Source organism: Bacillus sp. SG-1, assembly GCF_000181495.1.
GTDB lineage: Bacteria > Bacillota > Bacilli > Bacillales > Bacillaceae_B > Rossellomorea.
The window spans coordinates 1-2,815 of record NZ_ABCF01000125.1; the positions used below are offsets into that span (position 1 = coordinate 1).

Here is a 2,815-nt window from a genome sequence, read left to right on the forward strand (position 1 = left end):
TAGGTAGGAGCCTAAGAAACCGGAGCGCCAGCTTCGGTGGAGGCGTCGGTGGGATACTACCCTGGCTGTGTTGAACTTCTAACCCGCGCCCCTTATCGGGGTGGGAGACAGTGTCAGGTGGGCAGTTTGACTGGGGCGGTCGCCTCCTAAAGAGTAACGGAGGCGCCCAAAGGTTCCCTCAGAATGGTTGGAAATCATTCGCAGAGTGTAAAGGCACAAGGGAGCTTGACTGCGAGACCTACAAGTCGAGCAGGGACGAAAGTCGGGCTTAGTGATCCGGTGGTTCCGCATGGAAGGGCCATCGCTCAACGGATAAAAGCTACCCCGGGGATAACAGGCTTATCTCCCCCAAGAGTCCACATCGACGGGGAGGTTTGGCACCTCGATGTCGGCTCATCGCATCCTGGGGCTGTAGTCGGTCCCAAGGGTTGGGCTGTTCGCCCATTAAAGCGGTACGCGAGCTGGGTTCAGAACGTCGTGAGACAGTTCGGTCCCTATCCGTCGTGGGCGCAGGAAATTTGAGAGGAGCTGTCCTTAGTACGAGAGGACCGGGATGGACGCACCGCTGGTGTACCAGTTGTCTTGCCAAAGGCATCGCTGGGTAGCTATGTGCGGAAGGGATAAGTGCTGAAAGCATCTAAGCATGAAGCCCCCCTCGAGATGAGATTTCCCATCACTTTATGTGAGTAAGATCCCTGAAAGATGATCAGGTAGATAGGTCTGAGGTGGAAGCGTGGCGACACGTGCAGCTGACAGATACTAATCGATCGAGGACTTAACCACAATTTTTAGCGAAACTCGGAATACTTTCTTTTCTTCATAACTTTATCTAGTTTTGAGTGAATAATTTTTCTAAAAAACACTTGAAAAAATTATAGAACTCGTTATAATAGTACTTGTCCCTAAAAAGGACAGCGTCTGGTGATTAAGGCGAAGAGGTCACACCCGTTCCCATGCCGAACACGGAAGTTAAGCTCTTCAGCGCCGATGGTAGTTGGGGGATCTCCCCCTGTGAGAGTAGGACGTCGCCAGACTTTATAATGGAGGATTAGCTCAGCTGGGAGAGCATCTGCCTTACAAGCAGAGGGTCGGCGGTTCGATCCCGTCATCCTCCACCATGATTTTTTTACAAAGCGAAGCTAAGTAAAATAATTTACCAAAAACTAACATTGAAATAACGTTTAAAACCTAGTATAATTGTTTCTTGTGAGACAAAAATGCCGGTGTAGCTCAACTGGTAGAGCAACTGACTTGTAATCAGTAGGTTGGGGGTTCAAGTCCTCTTGCCGGCACCACTTAAATTAGTACGAGCCATTAGCTCAGTTGGTAGAGCATCTGACTTTTAATCAGAGGGTCGAAGGTTCGAATCCTTCATGGCTCACCATTGCTTTTGCAATTTGAAATATGCGGGTGTGGCGGAATTGGCAGACGCACCAGACTTAGGATCTGGCGCCGCAAGGCGTGGGGGTTCGACTCCCTTCACCCGCACCATATTTCGCGGAAGTAGTTCAGTGGTAGAACACCACCTTGCCAAGGTGGGGGTCGCGGGTTCGAATCCCGTCTTCCGCTCCATTAAGTTCTTAGCCGGGGTGGCGGAACTGGCAGACGCACAGGACTTAAAATCCTGCGGTAGGTGACTACCGTACCGGTTCGATTCCGGTCCTCGGCACCAGAGAATTACACATTATGCGCCCGTAGCTCAATTGGATAGAGCGTTTGACTACCATCAAAAGGTTAGGGGTTCGACTCCTCTCGGGCGCGCCATTTAAATCAACTCAATCCTGTTTTGGGGAATGAGAGACAAAACGGGGAGTAGCTCAGCTTGGTAGAGCACTTGGTTTGGGACCAAGGGGTCGCAGGTTCAAATCCTGTCTTCCCGACCAGTGAGCAATTTAATATGCGGGTGTAGTTTAGTGGTAAAACCTCAGCCTTCCAAGCTGATGATGAGGGTTCGATTCCCTTCACCCGCTCCATAATACCTATTGAACCTTGAAAACTGAACAAAACAAGACAAAACGTCAACGTTAATTCTAGTAAGAACCTGGTTCTTACAAAGTTGCTAACACTTTAATTAGCAGGCTGAAACATAGTTTCAGCATCAATGAGCAAGTCAAACTTCTTTCGGAGAGTTTGATCCTGGCTCAGGACGAACGCTGGCGGCGTGCCTAATACATGCAAGTCGAGCGGACTGATGGGAGCTTGCTCCCTGAAGTCAGCGGCGGACGGGTGAGTAACACGTGGGTAACCTGCCTGTAAGACTGGGATAACTCCGGGAAACCGGGGCTAATACCGGATAGTTCTTTTCCTCGCATGAGGAAAAGTGGAAAGGTGGCTTTTAGCTACCACTTACAGATGGACCCGCGGCGCATTAGCTAGTTGGTGAGGTAACGGCTCACCAAGGCAACGATGCGTAGCCGACCTGAGAGGGTGATCGGCCACACTGGGACTGAGACACGGCCCAGACTCCTACGGGAGGCAGCAGTAGGGAATCTTCCGCAATGGACGAAAGTCTGACGGAGCAACGCCGCGTGAGTGATGAAGGTTTTCGGATCGTAAAGCTCTGTTGTTAGGGAAGAACAAGTGCCGTTCAAATAGGGCGGCACCTTGACGGTACCTAACCAGAAAGCCACGGCTAACTACGTGCCAGCAGCCGCGGTAATACGTAGGTGGCAAGCGTTGTCCGGAATTATTGGGCGTAAAGCGCGCGCAGCGGTCTCTTAAGTCTGATGTGAAAGCCCACGGCTCAACCGTGGAGGGTCATTGGAAACTGGGGGACTTGAGTACAGAAGAGGAAAGTGGAATTCCACGTGTAGCG

At 51.0% G+C, this 2,815-nt stretch carries 9 tRNA genes and 3 rRNA genes; all 12 read left to right on the top strand.

The features are described 5' to 3' along the window. Positions 1 to 783 (top strand): 23S ribosomal RNA (locus tag BSG1_RS18885); the annotation flags it as partial. Between the two features lie 134 nt (positions 784 to 917). Continuing rightward, positions 918 to 1,034, top strand: a 5S ribosomal RNA gene (rrf, locus tag BSG1_RS18890). Positions 1,035 to 1,042: 8 nt separating this feature from the next. Further along, positions 1,043 to 1,118 (top strand) — tRNA-Val (locus BSG1_RS18895). 101 nt (positions 1,119 to 1,219) lie between these two features. Next, positions 1,220 to 1,295 (top strand) — tRNA-Thr (locus BSG1_RS18900). Positions 1,296 to 1,308: 13 nt separating this feature from the next. Then, positions 1,309 to 1,384, top strand: a tRNA-Lys gene (locus BSG1_RS18905). Positions 1,385 to 1,406: 22 nt separating this feature from the next. Then, positions 1,407 to 1,491 (top strand) — tRNA-Leu (locus BSG1_RS18910). Positions 1,492 to 1,497: 6 nt separating this feature from the next. Continuing rightward, positions 1,498 to 1,572: transfer RNA gene (locus BSG1_RS18915), tRNA-Gly, on the top strand. Positions 1,573 to 1,583: 11 nt separating this feature from the next. After that, positions 1,584 to 1,672: transfer RNA gene (locus BSG1_RS18920), tRNA-Leu, on the top strand. Between the two features lie 16 nt (positions 1,673 to 1,688). Continuing rightward, positions 1,689 to 1,764: transfer RNA gene (locus BSG1_RS18925), tRNA-OTHER, on the top strand. 42 nt (positions 1,765 to 1,806) lie between these two features. After that, positions 1,807 to 1,883: transfer RNA gene (locus BSG1_RS18930), tRNA-Pro, on the top strand. A gap of 16 nt (positions 1,884 to 1,899) precedes the next feature. Further along, positions 1,900 to 1,973 (top strand) — tRNA-Gly (locus BSG1_RS18935). Positions 1,974 to 2,118: 145 nt separating this feature from the next. Continuing rightward, a 16S ribosomal RNA gene (locus tag BSG1_RS18940) occupies positions 2,119 to 2,815 on the top strand; the annotation flags it as partial.